Consider the following 17,823-nt stretch of genomic DNA (forward strand, 5'->3'; position numbering starts at 1 on the left):
GATCGCTTCTCTGCTTAATATGATTGAAGTGACAAGATTAAATGGCAAAGGATTTATGCTGAACGCTCTCCATATCGAGCAAATCGAAAGTTTTCCAGACACGACCATTACTTTGGCCAATGGAAAGAAATTCGTTGTGAAAGAAGATGAAGAGCAGCTTCAAGAGAAAATCATTTCTTTCTACAGAAAAATCCAAGTCATTTCATTGAATCAAGGAATAGAGGAATTTGAATGAAGAAGAAATTAGTCGTAGTAATGCTAATCATGATTATTGCCATCGTCGGAATTGGAGCAGGCATCTTTTTTCTGCTGAATGGGTCAGACGAAGCAAAAGCTGAAAAAGAGCCAACAGCAGATGAAGTCGTAAAAGCTTCTGTTGAAATTCCTGAGATTATCACCAATTTAAAATCTGAAGGAAATGCTGTCAAACTTGTCCTGAATATTGAAACGGACTCTGAAAAGGCAAAATCAGAGCTTGAGAAAAGAAGTTTCCAAGTAAAAGATGCTGTAATCGACATTTTATCAGACACGAATGCAGATGAACTTGATGGCAAAAAAGGCAGAGAACATTTTAAAACACAAGTCAAAAACAAAGTGAATAACTATTTGCAAGATGGCAAGGTGAAAGAAGTATATATAACCTCCTTTAATCTGCAATAGAGGCGATTAATTAACGCGACGGAGGTGAAGAAATGTCAGGAGAAGTGCTTTCCCAGAATGAGATCGACGCATTATTATCCGCCATCTCAACAGGCGAAATGGATGCAGAAGAGCTGAAAAAAGAAGAAACGACGAAAAAAGTGAAAGTGTATGACTTTAAACGTGCACTGCGCTTTTCAAAAGACCAGATTCGAAGTTTAACAAGGATTCACGATAACTTCGCTAGACTGCTCACCACGCATTTTTCAGCGCAGCTAAGATCATATATTCAAATTACTGTCAGCTCGGTTGACCAAGTACCATACGAAGAATTTATTCGTTCGATTCCTAATATGACATTATTAAACTTATTTTATGTCAGCCCGCTTGAAGGAAGGATCATGCTTGAAGTAAACCCAACAATCGGCTATGCGATGATGGACAGGCTGATGGGCGGGATTGGCATTAGTCATAATAAGACAGAATCACTTACAGAAATTGAAACAAAGATTATCTCAAACATGTTTGAGGGAGCTTTGGAAAATTACAGAGAAGCGTGGCAGTCCATAACCGACATCGAGCCTGAAATGGCAGATTTCGAGGTAAATCCCCAGTTTGTTCAAATGGTGTCACCAAACGAAACAGTTGTCGTCATTTCGCTTAATACACAAATTGGCGAGGTAAGCGGGGTTATTAACCTTTGTATTCCTCACGTTGTATTAGAGCCTATTATTCCGAAGCTGTCTGTACACTACTGGATGCAGTCTGAACGAAATGAACCAAAACAGCAAGAGACAAAGGCCATTGAAAAACGGATTATGAAGGCAAAAATACCGGTAGTCGCAGAGCTGGGACAATCGGAAATGACGGTGGAAGAGTTTTTGAATTTGGAAATTGGTGATTGTATTGCCTTGGACAAACCAGTAAATGCGCCTCTTACTGTTATGGTCGGAAATAAACCGAAATTCTTGGGACAGGCCGGCCGCGTGAATCGGAAACAGGCGATTCAAATTCTAGATCACGACATAAGAGGTGAAGAAGATGGAGAATAACGGAAGTAAATTATCACAAGACGAAATCGATGCGCTCCTTAAAGGAGGCAGCAATGACGATATAGAGCCTGATACAATCCTTTCTGCAATGGAGCAAGATGCCATTGGAGAAATCGGTAATATTTCATTTGGCAGCTCTGCAACAGCACTTTCAACCCTATTAAATCAAAAAGTGGAGATTACAACTCCAACGGTTACAGTAATTCAAAAAAGTAAGCTGAATGAGGAATTTCCTCATCCGTATGTCGCTATTGAAGTGAATTATACAGAGGGCTTCAGCGCAAGTAACCTGCTTGTTATCCAGCAAACAGATGCAGCAGTCATTGCGGACTTAATGATGGGCGGAGACGGCACAAATGCTGACCCTTCTTTAAGCGAAATTCATTTAAGTGCAGTGCAAGAAGCGATGAACCAAATGATGGGTTCTGCTGCGACGTCTATGTCGACAGTCTTTAATAAAAAGATTGATATTTCTCCGCCGCGCGTCGAATTACTTGATGTGAAAGAAGGAGAAGGGACAGACCGCATTCCAGCTGAAGAAATGCTTGTCAAAGTATCCTTCAGATTAACAATAGGTGAACTGATCGATTCAAATATTATGCAGCTTTATCCTATTACATTTGCGAAGGATTTAATCGCAGAATTAACAGTCCCTGCGCAAGAAGAAGAGCCTGTTCAAGAAGCTCAAGTGAGCACACCTGAACCTCAGCCGGCAGCACCGCAAACGCAGTCTGCCCCAGTGCAGCAAGCAGCACCGCCGAAAAGACAGGCGAAGCCGGCAGCACCTGTAAATGTGGCGCCAGTCGAATTTGAAGCGTTCAGTGAGCCTCAGCATACAACAAGCCAGCTTGGAAATCTTGATATGCTGATGGACATTCCGCTTTCCATTACGGTGGAACTTGGAAGAACTCAGCGCAGTGTGAAAGAAGTTCTTGAGCTTTCAGCTGGAAGTATCATTGAACTGGACAAACTTGCTGGTGAGCCAGTAGACATTCTAGTTAACAAACGAATCGTCGCCAAAGGGGAAGTCGTTGTCATTGATGAGAACTTTGGTGTTCGTGTGACTGACATTCTAAGCCAGTCAGAAAGACTTTCTAATTTAAAATAAACAAACATACAGGGAGAGAATAAGTAAATGGCTACTAAGGTATTAATCGTAGATGATGCAGCATTCATGAGAATGATGATCAAGGATATTCTTGTAAAAAACGGATTTGATGTAGTAGGAGAAGCAGAAAACGGCGCACAAGCAGTTGAAAAATACAAAGAAACATCTCCTGATCTTGTCACAATGGATATCACAATGCCAGAAATGGACGGAATCACTGCACTAAAAGAAATTAAACAAATCGATGCTTCTGCAAAAATCATCATGTGTTCTGCAATGGGACAGCAGTCAATGGTTATTGACGCGATCCAAGCAGGCGCAAAAGACTTTATCGTGAAGCCATTCCAGGCAGACCGTGTACTTGAAGCAATTAATAAAACGTTAGGCTAAAAAAGGGTGTAAGATTTGTTGAAAAAACGTTTGATATGTATAGCAATGATCAGTTTTATGCTTTTCTTGACGATGCAGCCTGCCTCACTGTTTGCTGAAACGAAAGATCCTGAGAATGGCACAGTGAATGACTGGCTCAAAGATGAGAAAGAAAGCAAAAAGGATACAGAGAAGAAAACCACTGACAATCAAACGAATCCGGCAGAAGAAGTTCCCTCTTCTTCTGTCTCCATTATGGATTTTGTCAAAATGATTGGTGCCTTACTATTTGTCATCCTGCTTATTTATGGATTGGTGAGATTTGTTGGTAAGCAAAACCGCTTACTCAAACCATTTCGCTATGTTGAAAATATTGGCGGAACGACAGTCGGACAAAACCGTTCAGTCCAGCTGATCAAGGTGGGCAAACGAGTATTAGTTGTCGGCGTAGCAGATTCAATCCAGCTGCTAAAAGAAATTGATGATGAACAAGAATGTGAAGCAATCGTAAAACAATATGAAGAAGCGATGGAGAGTAAGACCGATTTACCAAAAATGGTTCAAAAATTCACCTCGCAGGTAAAGAAACATGATCAGCCGACCACTTCTTCTTTTTCAGCCAATTTAAAGGCGCAGCTAGCCGAATTGAAAAAGACCCAATCAGAAGTCAGAAAGAAAGGCCCGAAACAAAATGAATGAGTTTATCGATTTATTTAATTCCAGCGGTGCAGGAAATATTAGCACATCTGTCCGTCTTCTATTACTTTTAACTGTATTTTCGGTTGCACCGGGCATTCTCATTTTAATGACGTGTTTTACACGGATTGTGATTGTTCTTTCATTTGTCAGAACATCACTTGCAACCAACTCAATGCCGCCAAACCAAGTGCTTGTTGGACTTGCTTTGTTTCTCACATTTTTTATCATGGCACCCACGTTCTCACAGATTAATAAAGAGGCGCTCACGCCGCTTTTAAATGATGACATCACGTTAAATCAGGCATATGAAAAAGCCGAAGTGCCTATTAAAGAGTTTATGAGTAAACATACAAGACAGAAAGATTTGGCTTTATTTCTTAGCTACGCAAAAATGGATACACCTGAATCGATTAAAGATATTCCATTAACGGCGATGGTTCCCGCTTTTGCCATCTCAGAATTAAAGACGGCATTTCAAATTGGTTTTATGATCTTTATTCCATTTTTAATTATTGACATGGTGGTCGCAAGTGTTCTGATGTCAATGGGGATGATGATGCTTCCGCCGGTTATGATATCACTCCCTTTCAAAATATTGTTATTTGTTTTAGTCGATGGATGGTATTTGATAGTTAAATCTTTGCTGCAAAGCTTTTAGAGTAGGTGCTTAAAACATGAGTTCAGAATTTGTCATTACGATGGCTGAAAGATCAGTGTATGTAGTATTGCTTGTGAGTGGGCCGCTTCTAGCGCTCGCACTCATTGTGGGACTGATTGTCAGTGTGTTTCAGGCGACAACCCAAATTCAAGAACAGACGCTTGCGTTTATTCCTAAGATTGTTGCAGTACTCATTGGACTCGTTGTGTTTGGTCCATGGATGCTTTCAACAATTGTGTCTTTTACGACAGAACTGTTCTCGAATTTAGATCGATTTGCAGGTTAAGCAGAGATGTCAATCATAGAATTATTCCCTGCTTTTCTTTTAGTTTTTATTCGGATCACCGCTTTTTTTGTGACAGTACCGCTTTTAGCGCATAGAACGATCCCAGCTGTACACAGAGTTGGATTCTCACTGTTTTTAGCTGTCATTAGTTTTAGCACCATAAAAGAACCGCCAGCACTTGACATCGACGGTCTTTATATGATGCTTGCGGTGAAAGAAGCAATGGTCGGTCTGCTGCTTGGGCTGATTGCATACATCATGGTGTCCGCTGTTCAAATTGCCGGCTCATTCATTGATTTTCAAATGGGTTTTGCGATTGCCAATATTATCGATCCGCAAACAGGGGCGCAGACGCCGCTGATGGGACAGTTTTTTTATACGGTCACACTGCTGTTGATGCTGGCAACAAACGCACATCACCTGCTGCTTGATGGAATCTATTACAGCTTTCAATACATTGCAGTTGATCAATACGCGCTGAATTTCGGCAGTGAATCCTTTGCTTACTTTATCGCAAAGAGCTTCAACCAAATGTTTATCATTGCCTTTCAAATCTCGGCACCTGTAGTGGCAAGTCTGTTTTTAGTCGATTTGGCACTGGGGATTGTGGCACGTACAGTTCCGCAAATGAACGTTTTTGTGGTCGGACTTCCTATTAAAATGGGTGTGAGTTTTATTATGATCATCATCTGTATGGGCGTCATCTTCGGTGTTGTCCAAAATACATTTGAAACGATTGTACTCACCATGAGGAATTTCTTAGCATTGGTCGGTGGTTCGTCATGATGACAAGGCTTAGACTAGACTTGCAATTTTTCGCAGGTGAAAAAACAGAAAAAGCAACGCCGAAAAAAAGACGGGATTCACGTAAAAAAGGACAGGTTGCCAAAAGTACCGACGTCAATACAGCCATCTCATTTCTATTAATCTTTTTATCATTCTTTTTTATTGGGCCTTTTATGAAAGAGCGGATTATCGCGCTCATTGAACGTTTTTATTCAACAACTATGCTAATGAAGGTTAGCACATCTAATATTCATCAATTATTCTTGGAATTGCTTCAGGAAACAGGGATCCTCCTTATGCCAATCCTTGGTGTTGGTATGCTGGCAGGCGTTCTCAGTAACTATTTACAAGTCGGCTTTCTCTTTTCGACAGAAGTGATTCAACCGAAATTAGAAAAGCTTGACCCAATCAAAGGATTTAAACGAATATACAGTATTCGAGCCCTCGTAGAGCTATTAAAATCCATTTTGAAAATTGGCTTTGTTGGCTTTGCGACATTTATTGCTCTTTGGATGCACTTTGATGAAATTCTGCGGCTTCCTTTATTAACAGCAGAGGAAACCCTTCATTTCGTCGCAAATATGACCTTGATTATGGGGCTGTATGCTGCTGGTGCTCTTCTGATCTTGGCAGGGCTTGATTATATGTATCAGAAATTTGATTATGAAAAAAACTTGCGGATGTCCAAACAAGACATCAAAGATGAGTATAAAAAATCAGAGGGTGACCCGCTCATCAAATCAAAGATTAAACAGCGTCAGCGGGAAATGGCCATGAGACGGATGATGCAGGAAGTCCCAAAAGCGGACGTCATCATTACAAACCCAACCCACTATGCCATTGCTTTAAAGTATGACGAAGAAAAAATGGACGCGCCCTATGTTGTAGCAAAGGGAACGGATATTTTGGCTTTGAAAATTAGAACGATTGCGAAAGAACATGATGTCATGACTGTAGAGAACAGGCCGCTTGCCCGCGCGCTCTATGATCAGGTCGACATCGACCAAGCGGTGCCAGAAGAATACTTTAAGGCTATCGCAGAAATTTTAGCTTACGTCTATAAAACGAAACAAAAGATTTTATGAATTTTTGGTTTTAAAAGGAGAGAACAGGCATGTCAGCAAGAGATTTATCTGTTTTATTCAGTGTTATTTTAATTGTGGCGATGCTGGTCATACCGTTTCCGCCCGTTTTATTAAGTATTTTAATCATTATTAATATTTCTCTTGCGCTTATCGTGCTTCTCACCACAATGAACATGCAAGAACCACTGCAATTTTCAATTTTTCCATCATTGCTTTTGCTCTTAACGCTGTTTCGTTTAGGGCTTAACATCTCTACAACACGTTCTATTCTTTCAACAGGAGATGCTGGGAAAGTTGTCGAAACGTTCGGTTCATTTGTTGTTGGAGGAAATATCCTCGTTGGTCTTGTTGTTTTCCTTATCCTGATCATCATTCAGTTTATTGTTATCACAAAAGGGGCAGAGCGTGTATCAGAGGTTGCGGCAAGATTTACACTCGATGCGATGCCTGGTAAACAAATGAGTATTGACGCAGATTTAAATGCAGGAATGCTGACAGAAAGTGAAGCAAGAAATCGCCGTGAAAAAGTAGCGAGAGAAGCAGACTTTTATGGAGCGATGGATGGTGCCAGTAAGTTCGTTAAAGGGGACGCCATCGCAGGTATTATCATCGTCATCATCAATATTATATTTGGAATCATTATCGGGATGCTTCAGCAAGGCATGTCGATTCAAGAATCAGCTTCACACTTTACCCTATTAACGGTAGGAGACGGAATCGTTTCGCAAATTCCGGCACTCCTCATTTCAACGGCGACAGGGATTGTTGTGACTAGAGCAGCTTCTAATGGAAACCTTGGGTCAGACATTACAGGTCAGCTCTTCGCATTCCCAGCCATGCTTTATGTGACAGCGGGCACGATCTTCCTTCTTGGGCTGTTTACGCCAATCGGCATACTTTTGACAGGGCCGATCGCAGGTTTACTTGCACTTGGCGCATACATGATGTCGAAAAACAAACAAGACCAAGAAGAAATTGAAGAGGTACTGGAGGAACAGGCAGAGGTAGAAGAGATGAAAAGTCCAGAAAGCGTTATTCATCTCCTGCAAATGGATGCCATTGAATTTGAATTTGGCTACGGCCTCATCCCGCTCGCTGATGCAAACCAGGGCGGTGACCTGTTAGACCGAATTGTGATGATCCGAAGGCAGCTTGCCCTCGAACTGGGTCTTGTCATTCCAGTCGTCCGGATCCGGGACAATATTGCACTGAACCCAAATGAATACCGATTGAAAATTAAAGGGAACGAAGTAGCAAAAGGGGAGCTGCTGCTTGATCACTACTTAGCGATGTCCCCAACGCCTGATGATGATCCAATTGAAGGGATTGAAACAATCGAACCATCCTTTGGACTGCCGGCTAAATGGATATCCGAAGCAGAAAAAGATCAGGCTGAGATGCTAGGCTATACGGTTGTGGACCCAGCATCTGTCGTGTCTACTCACATCACAGAGAAGATTAGACAAAACACACACGAACTGCTCGGACGCCAAGAAACGAAGCAATTAATCGATCATCTGAAAGAAAGTTATCCTGTCTTAGTGGATGAGGTAACGCCAAATCCGCTGGCAGTCGGTGATATTCAAAAAGTACTGGCGAAGCTGCTGAAAGAAAAGGTCTCTATCCGAAACCTTGTCACCATTTTTGAGACGCTTGCAGACTACGGAAAATTAACGACTGATACAGATTTATTAACAGAGTATGTCAGACAGGCCCTGGCAAGACAGATTACCGCACAGTATGCAAGAGAAGATGAATCACTCAAAGTCGTGACATGCTCAGGCCGAGTAGAAAAGGTGATTGCAGACAGCGTTCAGCAAACAGAGCATGGCAACTACTTATCGTTAGATCCAGAATCCTCTGAAAGTGTGATTCAATCAGTGGCGAGAGAAATTGAACAGCTTTCGCTTCGTCAGGAAACGCCGGTTCTATTATGCTCTCCTCCTATAAGAATGTACGTGAAGCAGTTGTTAGAAAGATATTTCCCAGATTTACCGGTACTATCTTATAACGAACTAGAAGCGAATGTGGAAGTACAGAGCATCGGAGTGGTGGATATCTAATGAAAATGAAAAAAATCACAGCAAATTCTATGCAGGAGGCAACGATTCAAATCAGGCAGCAGCTTGGGAAAGATGCCGTTATTTTAAATTCCAAAACCGTTGTCAAACGCAAACTGTTTGGTTTAAAGAAACAGCAAATGGTCGAAGTGATTGCAGTGCTGGATCAAGATTTCGAAGAAAGAGCTGGTAAAGGGTTAAACCCTGTGCCGCCTCTTCCAGTGTTACCAAAAAAGGAACAAGTTCAAAAGCAGCCCGAAGAGCCATCCTTTGCTCCCAAAGCGGCGAAACCAGCGCATACTCATACTCAGCCTTTAGAATATGTGAGGAATGAACGGCATGCTGGTATTCTGCCTGAACCTCTCGTAGCAATCGATCAAAAGCTAAAGGATCAAGGTCTTGATGATGCCATTCGAGACGAATGCCTGAAAGGTCTTTTAACAAAGGGCGCGGTTAAAGAAGATCACATAGAAAAAGAACTTGAACAACTGCTGACAGATATGCTGCCAGCTAAAACCTCTGATGAGCCGATGATTTCTTCAAAATACATTGTACTGTTCGGTTCAACTGGAGCTGGTAAAACGACAACGATTGCAAAGCTGGCTGCTAAAATGGCCATTCAGCAGCAAAAAAAGATCGCTTTTATTACAACCGATACGTACCGCATTGCTGCGATCGAACAGCTGAAAACATATGCTGAACTGCTGAATGCACCGCTTGAGGTTTGTTATTCGAGAGAGGATTTTGTAAAAGCGCAAGAGACCTTTAAAGAGTATGATCATATTTTCATCGATACAGCAGGCCGTAACTTTAAAGAAGAAGCGTATATCAAAGAGCTGACCGACATTATTCCATTTGATGAGAGCATTCAAAGTTTTCTCGTGATGAGTGCTACATCAAAATATCAAGACATGAAAGCCATGGTCAAGCGCTTTGAACACGTTCCAATCGATCAATTCATTTTTACAAAAGTAGATGAAACGGACACGATGGGAACCATTTTTCAAATCATTGCTGACTCTCAAATCAAACTTGGTTTTTTAACAAATGGCCAAAATGTGCCTGAGGATATTCTTGAAGGTTCTCCCCGTGAACTTACAAGGATGGTTTTACAATCATGAAGCCCGACCAAGCAGAAGGGTTAAGAAAACTAGTTCAGCAGAGTCAAATGATCACACCGGCTCCTCTTAACGTCAGCGGACAGGCAAAAACCATTGCCGTTATGAGCGGCAAAGGCGGGGTAGGTAAATCAAATTTGACACTGAATATGGCACTGTCTATCGCAAGCACAGGCAAAAGAGTGTTAGTGATCGATCTTGATTTTGGGATGGGGAATATTGATATTTTACTAGGGAAAACATCGACTAGTTCTATATTAGATGTTCTCGTTAGAAAAAAATCCTTCCAAGCAGCTATGACAAAAGGAACGGATAACCTATATTACATTTCTGGCGGAAGCGGCCTTGAACAGCTGTTTTCTTTAGATAAAGATCAATGGTCGTTCTTTTTGGAAGAGATGGAAAAAATGATCCAGGGCTTCGATTGTATTTTCTTTGATATGGGTGCCGGCCTGTCAAAAGATCAGCTGCCATTTGTCTTATCAGCAGGAGAAGTAGTCGTTGTGACTACGCCAGAGCCAACATCCATCATGGATGCCTACAGCGCGATTAAACACTTAGCTATTCATCAGTTTGAACGGTCTGTGCAAATCATTGTCAACCGGTGTAAAACCCCGTCAGAAGGGTCTGAAACCTACCGGAAATTAGCAGGAGTGGTCACAAGTTTTCTTCACAGAAAACTTGTATTCGCTGGCGCTGTGCCTGATGATCCTGCGGTTCCTAAAGCAGTATCAGAACAAATTCCATTTTATATGAAGCAGCCTCATTCAAGGCTGAGTAAAACCATTAAGATGCTGGCAGAAACACTATATCATCAGCAGATAAGAGAGGCACGGAGAGAACAGCATACGTTTATAGATAAGTTGTCCTCTTTTTTTAAAAGGAGGAAGGTGGACTCATGATTAGAGTGCTAGTAGTAGATGACTCGGCCTTTATGAGAAAACTCATTAGTGATTTTCTAAGTGCTGAGCAAGAAATTGAAGTCGTCGGAACGGCGCGAAATGGGGAAGATGCCTTAAAACGGATCAAGGAACTGAATCCAGATGTTGTCACATTAGATGTGGAAATGCCTGTTTTAAATGGAACAGAAGCATTAAAACAAATTCTGGCTGAACACGACCTTGCCGTAATTATGGTGTCAAGCCAGACAAAACAAGGAAAAGATTTAACCATCCATTGCTTAGAACTCGGTGCTTTCGACTTTGTGACAAAACCTTCGGGAAGTATTTCGCTCGATTTGCACAAAGTGAGAGGGCAAATTGTAGAGCGGGTACTTGCGGCAGGACTGTCAAGGAAACGCACTGAAGAGAAGGTGTCTCCTAAGCCGGTGATAAAGCCGCCAAGTCCAGTGGCTGCACCCCGTCTGCAAACAGTAAAAGGCGCCTCACTCCGAAAGATTATTTCTATTGGAACATCTACAGGAGGGCCAAGGGCACTTCAACGAGTCGTAACGAAGCTGCCTAAGGACATAGAGGCACCTATATTGATTGTGCAGCATATGCCGGCAGGATTTACGGCATCACTTGCTGCTAGGTTAGACCATTTATCACAAATTACGATTAAAGAAGCGCAAGATGGAGACATCGCGAAAAATGGAGTGGCTTACATAGCTCCTGGTGGATTGAATATGTCACTTCATGACCAAGGGGGATCACTTGTTATCAGGCTGTCCCCTGAAGACACGGAAAGCCGGCACAAACCATCTGTTAACTATTTATTTGAATCCATCAGCAATATAAAGGGTTACGAGAAAATCGCTGTCATTATGACAGGCATGGGCAGTGACGGTACGGAAGGTGTCAAAAAAATGGTCGCAAGCGGTCATACGAAAGTCATTGCAGAAAAAGAAGAATCATGTGTTGTTTTCGGAATGCCTAAATCAGTCATTAAAGCAGGCCTTGCACATGAAACAAGGCATGTGGATGACATCGCACATGCAATTATAAGCTCCATGAAAAAAGAGAGGGCGTGAACACGTTGGATGTAAACCAATACTTAGATATCTTTTTAGATGAAAGCAGAGAACACTTACAAACTTGTAATGAAAAACTTCTTGATTTAGAAAAGAACCCAACCGACTTGCAGCTAGTGAATGATATATTCAGAGCAGCTCATACATTGAAAGGCATGAGTGCAACGATGGGCTTTGATGATATGGCTCACTTAACGCATCATTTAGAAAACATGTTTGATGCTATACGTAATGAACAAATGATTGTCACTCCTGAGTCAATGGATACGATGTTCGAAGCACTCGATCATCTTGAAGCAATGGTTCAATCGATTGCAGAAGGAGGAGACGGGAAACGTGATGTCACTGAGATTAGTAAAAAGCTAGATGTGACAGGAAGCCATGCTGAGGCAGCTTCTAGCGTTGAAACAGCAGATGCATCAGCAGCTGCTAATGACTTAGATTATAACGAATTTGAACGAACGGTTCTTGATGAAGCGAGAGAGCAAGGCTTCAAATGCTATGAACTCAACGTGACATTAAGCGAAGCGTGCTTACTAAAAGCCGTTCGTGTCTATATGATTTTTGAAAGACTAAATGAAGCAGGCGAGGTTGTCAAAACCGTTCCGAATGCAGAGCTGTTAGAATCAGAAGATTTCGATTCAGAATTCAGCATTTCTTATCTTTCTAAACTGCCGATGGACGAAGTGCAGAAAATCGTCACGGCGATCTCAGAGGTTGAGAAGGTTGAGATCTCTGAAGTCTCCGCATTTGATGAAGCAGCTCCGGCTGAAAAACAAGAGGCGCAGCCTGAACAGAAAAAAGAAGAAGTCTCCGTTCCTGCTGCGAAAGCGCCAGCAAATGATGCACCAAAAGCAAATGGCAATAACGGTGCAGCTGCCGGCGGAACAAAAACAATTCGTGTCAACATCGACCGTCTAGATTCTCTAATGAATCTATTTGAAGAACTTGTGATTGATAGAGGCCGATTAGAACAGATTGCCAAAGAACTAGAAAATAACGAACTCACAGACACAGTCGAAAGAATGACACGTATTTCTGGAGACCTGCAATCAATCATCCTGAACATGAGAATGGTACCTGTGGAAACTGTCTTTAACAGATTCCCGCGTATGATTCGTCAATTGACGAAAGAGCTTAATAAGAAAATCGAACTTATTATTGAGGGTGCTGAGACAGAGCTTGATCGAACAGTGATCGACGAGATTGGAGATCCGCTCTTGCACTTACTTAGAAACAGTCTAGATCACGGGATTGAATCACCAGAAGAACGTGTGAAAAAAGGCAAGCCGGAAAAAGGTACGGTTCTATTAAAAGCGTATCATAGCGGAAACCATGTCTTCATTGAAGTAGAAGATGATGGAGGCGGGATTAACCGTAAAAAGGTGCTTGAAAAAGCATTAGAGCGCGGAGTTATTACAGAAAGAGAAGCAGAAACGCTTGAAGATCATCAAATTGATTCATTGATCTTTGCAGCAGGATTCTCTACAGCTGACACGATTTCTGACATCTCAGGCCGCGGTGTAGGTCTTGACGTTGTGAAAAACAAACTGGAATCACTTGGCGGATCTGTGAGTATTAACTCAACAGAGGGACAGGGCTCCCTATTCTCGATCCAGCTTCCGCTGACACTATCGATTATTTCCGTTCTTCTTGTAAAACTGGAAGAGGAAACATTTGCGATTCCGATTTCTTCTATTATTGAAACGGCTGTCATTAAGAAAAGTGACATCTTGCAAACGCATGATCGTGAAGTGATTGATTTCCGCGGATTTATCGTACCGGTCGTGTACTTGAAGAAACAATTCCACGTACCAAATGCGAATGAATTAGAGGAAGAGCTGCACATCATTGTTGTTCGTAAAGGAGACAAGCTGACAGCATTTGTGGTCGATTCATTTATTGGTCAGCAAGAGGTTGTGTTGAAATCACTAGGAGATTATCTGCCAAACGTATTTGCGATATCCGGCGCAACGATCCTAGGTGACGGTCAAGTTGCACTCATCGTTGACTGTAATGCACTGATCAAGTAAAAAACAATAGAGGAGCGGTCTGAAATGAGTACAGATATCAAAACTGGCGAAAAGATGATTGTGTTTATCGTAAACAAAAAAGAATACGCCATTTCAGTATCAGAAGTAAAGTCCATTGAAAAATGGCAGCAGCCGACAAGAGTTCCTGGCGTTGCCCCTTATATATGCGGTGTTATTAATTTACGCGGTGTCGTGACACCTGTCATTGACCTGAGAGTCAGACTTGGTTCTACTGACAACGAGATTACAGATGAAACAAGAATGATCATTGTACAAGTAGGTGACATTGAAGTCGGCTGGATTGTTGATGAAGCAAATGATGTCATAACCGTCCATCAGGAAGAAGTAGAATCTTCTCCTGAATCTGCTGAAAAAGAAGGACAGTCATGGGTGACAGGTATTATTAAGCATGATCAGCGTCTTTTCAATATCATTCATGCCGGTGCTGTCCTCGACAAGAGCGTTCAAGGTGCACCTGTTCATTAAGGGGGATGTGAAATGAGCATTTTCAACGAAATTAAAGATGAACAGCTAGATATTTTAGGAGAGGTTGGGAATATCGGGGCAGGCCACGCAGCGTCTGCTCTTGCCAACCTATTGGATCGTAAAATTGATATGGCTGTTCCTTTTGTTAAGGTTCTCTCGTTTGAAGATTTAATGGATTTCTTTGGCGGTGCAGACCTTCCCGTTGCAAGCATTTTCCTGCGAATGGAAGGAGATTTAACCGGGTCAATCTTTTTCATTATGCCGTTTGAGCAAGCGGAGCAATTTGTAAGAGAGCTTGTCCAGGATCCGGCATTTGATATTGATACGATTCATGAACATGAGATGGGGACGTCAGCACTTCATGAACTCGGAAATATTTTAGCGGGCTCTTATTTATCAGCCCTTGCAGATTTAACAAAATTGCAGCTTTACCCAAGTGTTCCAGATGTCACGCTCGATATGTTCGGTGCTGTCATTAGTGAAGGGTTAATGCAATTCAGTCCTCTTGGTGATCAGGCGATTGTGATTGATACATCTATTTTTGATGATCAAAATAAGCAAGAGCTGAAAGGAAATATGTTTCTATTACCAGAGTTTGAATCGTTTGAAAAACTTTTCAAAGCATTAGGTAACCTATAATGAACGTGCAAATTCCGGCAGTTGTAAAGGTTGGTATTGCGGATGTTCAGCTTGTCAAAACACCGGACCGCATTCGGACATCCGGTCTTGGTTCTTGCGTAGGGCTTGTCTTGTTTGATCAAGAGAAAAAGCTGGCAGGCCTTGTCCATGTTATGCTGCCAGACTCCTCTCTTTCAAAAGGGACGGTGGAGAACTTGGCTAAATATGCAGATACAGGTGTCAAGCATACAATTGATCTGCTCCTAAAAGCAGGCGCACGCAAACATGCGCTAAAGGCAAAACTTGCTGGCGGGGCGGAAATGTTTAAGTTTAAGTCAACCAATGATCTTATGAGAATTGGACCTAGAAACGTTTCAGCTGTGAAAGAACATCTGTCTCTTCATCATATCCCGATTATTAGTGAGGATACAGGCGGGAACAGTGGCCGTACGATTGAATTCGATCCGCTTACGGCAGAGCTTGAGATCCGTACTGTGAAGCAAGGCATTATGAAGATATAACTAAGGAAGTATAGGGGGATAAAGATGCAATCCTTAAATTACGAAGATCAGGCGCTATGGGCTAGATGGAAAGAGTGGAAAGACCCTGCTGCTGGAGATGATCTTATGCGCCGCTATATGCCGCTCGTCACATATCATGTTGGAAGAATTTCCATCGGTCTCCCGAAGTCAGTGCATAAAGAAGACTTGATCAGTCTAGGAATGCTCGGTTTATATGATGCCCTTGAAAAATTTGATCCCGGAAGAGATCTGAAGTTTGATACATATGCATCCTTCAGAATCCGCGGGGCCATCATCGACGGTCTTCGTAAAGAGGACTGGCTGCCTCGTACATCAAGAGAAAAAACAAAAAAAGTAGAAGCGGCTATTGAAAAGCTTGAACAGCGTTATTTGCGTAATGTGACGCCGACAGAGGTGGCTGAGGAACTCGGCATGAGTGAACAAGATGTTGTCACAACGATGAATGAAGGATTCTTTGCAAATCTGCTCTCAATCGATGAGAAGCTGCATGATCAAGAAGACGGAGAAAACGTCCAAGTCATGATTCGCGACGAGAAGTCTGTGACTCCAGAAGAGAAAATGCTGAAAGATGAATTAATTGAACAGCTTTCTGAAAAAATCACTGAGCTTTCAGAAAAAGAAAAGCTCGTGATCAGTCTTTTCTATAAAGAAGAACTGACATTAACGGAAATCGGTCAAGTGCTCAATTTATCTACCTCGCGCATTTCGCAAATTCATTCAAAGGCCTTGTTCAAGCTTAAGCATCTGCTTGATAAAGCCATTCAATCTTAAAGAGTTAGTGAGTGAAAAAATATGTTATGGCTGATTAGCTTCATGCTTCATGCTGCACTTATTTATTTTGTGATTATTTTATATACGAGAATGAATTCGCTGAAGGCAACAGAACAAAAACAGCGAGAACTTCTAGAAGAAACGGAAAATACCCTGGCTGCATTTTTGATGGAAGTCAAAGAAGAGAATGACAAACTAACAAAAGTGGCAGCCGCTTCCCCTGATTTTTCTGCTGAAGAGCTGAAATCGGATCTTCAGACACCAAAGCAGCCACAACCACCAATTGAATCCCAGCAATCGGTCGAAAGTGAAGATCCCGTACCAGAGCACCTGTCGGCTCTCCTTAGCGAAGTTGAGGTGCAGGAAGAGAAGGTAAACGAACCCGTTCCACAACTTGAAACAGAGACTTCTCTGCCTTCTGAAAGTGAAATAGAAGAAACATTCGAAGATCAAGTGAAGACCCTATATGATGAAGGGCGATCACTAGAAGAAATAGCGAAAAAAATGAAAACTGGTAAGACAGAAATCGAGCTTTTATTAAAATTTAGCGGAAAGCTGTAAAGGATTCTTGATTGTCAGTCCATCATGTGTTATATTATTTCTTGGTGTTAAATACACACGCTTAATGATTCGTATGAAGGTGCTGCCGTGGCGCAGTTTTATGTGAACATGACTTAAGCGGAGGAAAAAAAACCATTATATTAGGAGGCAACAAAATGTCAGTTATTTCTATGAAACAATTGCTAGAAGCTGGTGTTCACTTCGGTCACCAAACTCGCCGTTGGAACCCAAAAATGAAGCGTTACATCTTTACAGAGCGTAACGGTATCTACATCATCGACCTTCAAAAAACGGTGAAAAAAGTAGAGGAAGCTTACAACTTCACGAAAAACCTTGCTGCTGACGGAGGAAAAATCCTTTTCGTTGGTACGAAAAAGCAAGCACAAGATTCAGTGAAAGAAGAAGCAATCCGTTCTGGTATGTTCTATGTGAACCAACGCTGGCTTGGTGGAACTTTAACAAACTTTGAAACAATCCAAAAACGTATTAAACGTTTGAAAGATATTGAAAAAATGCAAGAAAACGGTACATTCGAAGTTCTTCCTAAGAAAGAAGTCGTTCAACTGAAAAAAGAACTAGAGCGTCTTGAAAAATTCCTAGGCGGAATCAAAGACATGAAGAGTCTTCCGGATGCACTTTTCATTATCGACCCTCGTAAAGAGCGTATTGCAGTTGCAGAAGCTCGTAAATTGAATATCCCAATCATCGGTATCGTTGACACAAACTGTGATCCAGACGAAATTGATGTTGTGATCCCTGCAAACGATGATGCAATCCGTGCTGTAAAACTTCTAACTGCTAAAATGGCAGATGCGATTCTTGAGTCTAAACAAGGCGAAGAAGAAGCTGTTGTAGAAGAAACGACAGAAACTGAAACAACAACTGCGTAACCTATTCAAAAGGTGATAAGAGGGAAATGCCTTTTATCACCTTTTTTTCACCTAGTAATCCGTGTTTTAACATAGAAGGAGGAAATGTAA

The 17,823-nt window shown here is 41.8% G+C and carries 21 protein-coding genes; all 21 read left to right on the forward strand.

What is annotated here, in order from left to right; all coding sequences use genetic code 11:
• Positions 1 to 19: 19 nt before the first annotated feature.
• The 21 genes from MHI46_RS08005 (at position 20) to rpsB (ending at position 17,733) form a co-directional block, all read left to right on the forward strand.
• Entirely contained in the window at positions 20 to 235 is a 216-nt protein-coding gene (locus MHI46_RS08005) for a flagellar FlbD family protein (protein ID WP_008344794.1), read from the forward strand.
• Entirely contained in the window at positions 232 to 660 is a 429-nt protein-coding gene (fliL, locus tag MHI46_RS08010; RefSeq protein WP_024424168.1) for a flagellar basal body-associated protein FliL, read from the forward strand. The genes MHI46_RS08005 and fliL overlap by 4 nt, the downstream gene beginning before the upstream one ends.
• Positions 661 to 692: 32 nt before the next feature.
• Positions 693 to 1,691 carry a flagellar motor switch protein FliM gene (fliM, locus tag MHI46_RS08015; RefSeq protein WP_024424167.1) on the forward strand — a complete coding sequence of 333 codons (999 nt, stop codon included), beginning with the start codon at positions 693 to 695 and terminating at the stop codon, positions 1,689 to 1,691.
• Complete coding sequence (gene fliY, locus MHI46_RS08020; RefSeq protein ID WP_342503213.1) at positions 1,681 to 2,799, forward strand: flagellar motor switch phosphatase FliY; 1,119 nt, start codon at positions 1,681 to 1,683, stop codon at positions 2,797 to 2,799. Before fliM ends, fliY begins: the two co-directional genes overlap by 11 nt.
• 27 nt (positions 2,800 to 2,826) lie before the next feature.
• Positions 2,827 to 3,189: a response regulator gene (locus MHI46_RS08025; protein ID WP_007499584.1), complete on the forward strand. Its 363-nt coding sequence runs from the start codon at positions 2,827 to 2,829 to the stop codon at positions 3,187 to 3,189.
• A gap of 18 nt (positions 3,190 to 3,207) precedes the next feature.
• A complete protein-coding gene (gene fliZ, locus MHI46_RS08030) occupies positions 3,208 to 3,867 on the forward strand; it encodes a flagella biosynthesis regulatory protein FliZ (protein ID WP_039178546.1) in 660 nt (219 codons plus the stop codon).
• A complete protein-coding gene (gene fliP, locus MHI46_RS08035; protein WP_008354479.1) occupies positions 3,860 to 4,525 on the forward strand; it encodes a flagellar type III secretion system pore protein FliP in 666 nt (221 codons plus the stop codon). Before fliZ ends, fliP begins: the two co-directional genes overlap by 8 nt.
• Before the next feature lie 16 nt (positions 4,526 to 4,541).
• Positions 4,542 to 4,811: a flagellar biosynthesis protein FliQ gene (gene fliQ / locus MHI46_RS08040; RefSeq protein ID WP_003211206.1), complete on the forward strand. Its 270-nt coding sequence runs from the start codon at positions 4,542 to 4,544 to the stop codon at positions 4,809 to 4,811.
• 6 nt (positions 4,812 to 4,817) lie between these two features.
• Positions 4,818 to 5,597 carry a flagellar biosynthetic protein FliR gene (fliR, locus tag MHI46_RS08045; RefSeq protein ID WP_024426982.1) on the forward strand — a complete coding sequence of 260 codons (780 nt, stop codon included), beginning with the start codon at positions 4,818 to 4,820 and terminating at the stop codon, positions 5,595 to 5,597.
• The gene (gene flhB, locus MHI46_RS08050) at positions 5,594 to 6,682 is read left to right on the forward strand and encodes a flagellar biosynthesis protein FlhB (protein WP_039178554.1); all 1,089 of its coding nucleotides are present in this window, start codon (positions 5,594 to 5,596) and stop codon (positions 6,680 to 6,682) included. The genes fliR and flhB overlap by 4 nt, the downstream gene beginning before the upstream one ends.
• A gap of 29 nt (positions 6,683 to 6,711) precedes the next feature.
• The gene (gene flhA / locus MHI46_RS08055) at positions 6,712 to 8,745 is read left to right on the forward strand and encodes a flagellar biosynthesis protein FlhA (protein ID WP_039178556.1); all 2,034 of its coding nucleotides are present in this window, start codon (positions 6,712 to 6,714) and stop codon (positions 8,743 to 8,745) included.
• A complete protein-coding gene (flhF, locus tag MHI46_RS08060; protein WP_260775932.1) occupies positions 8,745 to 9,863 on the forward strand; it encodes a flagellar biosynthesis protein FlhF in 1,119 nt (372 codons plus the stop codon). The genes flhA and flhF overlap by 1 nt, the downstream gene beginning before the upstream one ends.
• The gene (locus MHI46_RS08065; protein ID WP_342503247.1) at positions 9,857 to 10,762 is read left to right on the forward strand and encodes a MinD/ParA family protein; all 906 of its coding nucleotides are present in this window, start codon (positions 9,857 to 9,859) and stop codon (positions 10,760 to 10,762) included. Before flhF ends, MHI46_RS08065 begins: the two co-directional genes overlap by 7 nt.
• Positions 10,759 to 11,832 (forward strand): chemotaxis response regulator protein-glutamate methylesterase, encoded by a 1,074-nt coding sequence (locus tag MHI46_RS08070; protein WP_327842465.1) that lies wholly within the window; start codon positions 10,759 to 10,761, stop codon positions 11,830 to 11,832. The genes MHI46_RS08065 and MHI46_RS08070 overlap by 4 nt, the downstream gene beginning before the upstream one ends.
• A 5-nt stretch (positions 11,833 to 11,837) precedes the next feature.
• A complete protein-coding gene (locus tag MHI46_RS08075; RefSeq protein WP_268474374.1) occupies positions 11,838 to 13,865 on the forward strand; it encodes a chemotaxis protein CheA in 2,028 nt (675 codons plus the stop codon).
• A gap of 24 nt (positions 13,866 to 13,889) precedes the next feature.
• On the forward strand, positions 13,890 to 14,351 hold the full coding sequence (locus MHI46_RS08080) for a chemotaxis protein CheW (RefSeq protein WP_024424157.1): 462 nt from the start codon (positions 13,890 to 13,892) through the stop codon (positions 14,349 to 14,351).
• Between the two features lie 12 nt (positions 14,352 to 14,363).
• Positions 14,364 to 14,990, forward strand: coding sequence for a chemotaxis protein CheC (locus MHI46_RS08085; protein WP_342503214.1), 627 nt, complete (start codon positions 14,364 to 14,366; stop codon positions 14,988 to 14,990).
• Positions 14,990 to 15,490 (forward strand): chemotaxis protein CheD, encoded by a 501-nt coding sequence (locus MHI46_RS08090; protein WP_039178568.1) that lies wholly within the window; start codon positions 14,990 to 14,992, stop codon positions 15,488 to 15,490. The genes MHI46_RS08085 and MHI46_RS08090 overlap by 1 nt, the downstream gene beginning before the upstream one ends.
• 24 nt (positions 15,491 to 15,514) lie before the next feature.
• Positions 15,515 to 16,282 carry a FliA/WhiG family RNA polymerase sigma factor gene (locus MHI46_RS08095; RefSeq protein WP_024424154.1) on the forward strand — a complete coding sequence of 256 codons (768 nt, stop codon included), beginning with the start codon at positions 15,515 to 15,517 and terminating at the stop codon, positions 16,280 to 16,282.
• Between the two features lie 21 nt (positions 16,283 to 16,303).
• On the forward strand, positions 16,304 to 16,843 hold the full coding sequence (locus tag MHI46_RS08100; RefSeq protein WP_342503215.1) for a Swarming motility protein SwrB: 540 nt from the start codon (positions 16,304 to 16,306) through the stop codon (positions 16,841 to 16,843).
• 155 nt (positions 16,844 to 16,998) lie between these two features.
• Complete coding sequence (rpsB, locus tag MHI46_RS08105; protein WP_024426991.1) at positions 16,999 to 17,733, forward strand: 30S ribosomal protein S2; 735 nt, start codon at positions 16,999 to 17,001, stop codon at positions 17,731 to 17,733.
• Positions 17,734 to 17,823 lie beyond the last annotated feature (90 nt).

The sequence above is a fragment of the Bacillus sp. FSL K6-1000 genome (genome assembly GCF_038630785.1).
GTDB lineage: Bacteria > Bacillota > Bacilli > Bacillales > Bacillaceae > Bacillus > Bacillus safensis.

What these genes read in the sequence shown, in the direction of transcription:
- MHI46_RS08005 (WP_008344794.1), top strand. Translation starts at nt 20, where the DNA reads ATGATTGAAGTGACAAGATTAAATGGCAAAGGATTTATGCTGAACGCT.
- fliL (WP_024424168.1), top strand. Translation starts at nt 232, where the DNA reads ATGAAGAAGAAATTAGTCGTAGTAATGCTAATCATGATTATTGCCATC.
- fliM (WP_024424167.1), top strand. Translation starts at nt 693, where the DNA reads ATGTCAGGAGAAGTGCTTTCCCAGAATGAGATCGACGCATTATTATCC.
- fliY (WP_342503213.1), top strand. Translation starts at nt 1,681, where the DNA reads ATGGAGAATAACGGAAGTAAATTATCACAAGACGAAATCGATGCGCTC.
- MHI46_RS08025 (WP_007499584.1), top strand. Translation starts at nt 2,827, where the DNA reads ATGGCTACTAAGGTATTAATCGTAGATGATGCAGCATTCATGAGAATG.
- fliP (WP_008354479.1), top strand. Translation starts at nt 3,860, where the DNA reads ATGAATGAGTTTATCGATTTATTTAATTCCAGCGGTGCAGGAAATATT.
- fliQ (WP_003211206.1), top strand. Translation starts at nt 4,542, where the DNA reads ATGAGTTCAGAATTTGTCATTACGATGGCTGAAAGATCAGTGTATGTA.
- fliR (WP_024426982.1), top strand. Translation starts at nt 4,818, where the DNA reads ATGTCAATCATAGAATTATTCCCTGCTTTTCTTTTAGTTTTTATTCGG.
- flhB (WP_039178554.1), top strand. Translation starts at nt 5,594, where the DNA reads ATGATGACAAGGCTTAGACTAGACTTGCAATTTTTCGCAGGTGAAAAA.
- flhA (WP_039178556.1), top strand. Translation starts at nt 6,712, where the DNA reads ATGTCAGCAAGAGATTTATCTGTTTTATTCAGTGTTATTTTAATTGTG.
- flhF (WP_260775932.1), top strand. Translation starts at nt 8,745, where the DNA reads ATGAAAATGAAAAAAATCACAGCAAATTCTATGCAGGAGGCAACGATT.
- MHI46_RS08070 (WP_327842465.1), top strand. Translation starts at nt 10,759, where the DNA reads ATGATTAGAGTGCTAGTAGTAGATGACTCGGCCTTTATGAGAAAACTC.
- MHI46_RS08080 (WP_024424157.1), top strand. Translation starts at nt 13,890, where the DNA reads ATGAGTACAGATATCAAAACTGGCGAAAAGATGATTGTGTTTATCGTA.
- MHI46_RS08085 (WP_342503214.1), top strand. Translation starts at nt 14,364, where the DNA reads ATGAGCATTTTCAACGAAATTAAAGATGAACAGCTAGATATTTTAGGA.
- MHI46_RS08090 (WP_039178568.1), top strand. Translation starts at nt 14,990, where the DNA reads ATGAACGTGCAAATTCCGGCAGTTGTAAAGGTTGGTATTGCGGATGTT.
- MHI46_RS08095 (WP_024424154.1), top strand. Translation starts at nt 15,515, where the DNA reads ATGCAATCCTTAAATTACGAAGATCAGGCGCTATGGGCTAGATGGAAA.
- MHI46_RS08100 (WP_342503215.1), top strand. Translation starts at nt 16,304, where the DNA reads ATGTTATGGCTGATTAGCTTCATGCTTCATGCTGCACTTATTTATTTT.
- rpsB (WP_024426991.1), top strand. Translation starts at nt 16,999, where the DNA reads ATGTCAGTTATTTCTATGAAACAATTGCTAGAAGCTGGTGTTCACTTC.